The sequence below is a fragment of the Streptomyces sp. LS1784 genome, from assembly GCF_020103755.1.
Taxonomy (GTDB): domain Bacteria; phylum Actinomycetota; class Actinomycetes; order Streptomycetales; family Streptomycetaceae; genus Kitasatospora.
In genome coordinates this window covers 1-1,043 of sequence record NZ_JAHSQD010001129.1, presented here as the reverse complement: position 1 = coordinate 1,043, position 1,043 = coordinate 1, and the positions used below count along the sequence as shown (strand labels likewise).

The following is a 1,043-nucleotide window of genomic DNA, read 5'->3' as shown; positions in this document are numbered from 1 at the left end:
GCCGGGCCGGGCCGGGGCGGCGAATCGCCCGGGCCCGGCGGCGTCGCGGGCCGGGTGGGCGGGCGTGGGGTCGGAAGGCCGGTGGTGCGATGGCCAAGGGAACAGGTGGGGCTGGAAAAATCTGGTGGTGGTGGGTAGGGACCGGACGGGGCCCAGTCGGTAGGCTCCGTGACATGGAGCATGAGGTTGTCGTCCCGATGTCCGCCGAGCTGGTGCGGCAGGCCTTGCAGGATCCGGCGCTGCTGGCCCGGAGCGTGCCGGGGCTGAGCACCGAGCCGGCCGCGGTCGGGGCCGGCTCGGCCGAGGAGATCGGCGGCCGGCTGAAGCTGCGGGTCGGCGGCTCCACGATCACGTACAAGGGCGTGCTGTCCCTGATCGAGGGCCGGGAGGGCGTGCTGACCGTGCTCGCCGAGGGCGAGGAGGTCCGGGGCAGCGGTGAGGTGACCGCCACCGTCCGGGTCAGCGTCGCGGACGGCGCCGAGGACGGCACCGCGGCGATCCGCTTCACCGGCGACCTGAGCGCCACCGGCCGGCTGACCGAGTTCGACGAGGAGACCCTCGACGCCACCGGCCGCCGCCTGCTGGACAGGTTCGCCGCCGCGCTGGTCGCCCCGGAGGGTGAGCAGCCGCAGGACCAGGACCAGGACCAGGAGGAGGACACCGAGCCGGCCGAGTCCGGAGCCGCCGGGACCGACGCCGGTGTGGTCTTCATCGAGGAGCGTCAGGACCAGCCCGGCGACGACCTGGACGACGACCTCTCCGACCTGATCGCCTTCTCCGACGCCGACGCCGAGCGCTTCGGCCTGCCGACCGGCTCCGCCGACGACGACGAGGACGACGTCGAGGTCGCGGACGCGGACGGCGCCGCCGAACAGGACGGCGTCGCCGAGGAACTGCCCGCCGAGCCGCTCTTCACGTACGAGGACGAGCCGGTGCTCACCGGCCCGGTGCGCCGCAGCATCGTCGGCCGGTCCGCCGAGGAGGTGGACCACGCCCCGCCGCGCGGCCCGTACGCCCCGGCACTGCCGGCCCGCAGCGCGCGG

General features: G+C 75.4%; 1 protein-coding gene. It reads left to right on the top strand.

Features of this window, described 5'->3' with window-relative positions; all coding sequences use genetic code 11:
- Positions 1 to 173: 173 nt before the first annotated feature.
- On the top strand, positions 174 to 1,043 hold an 870-nt coding region (locus tag KS423_RS46110; protein WP_224285605.1), incomplete at its 3' end, for a CoxG family protein.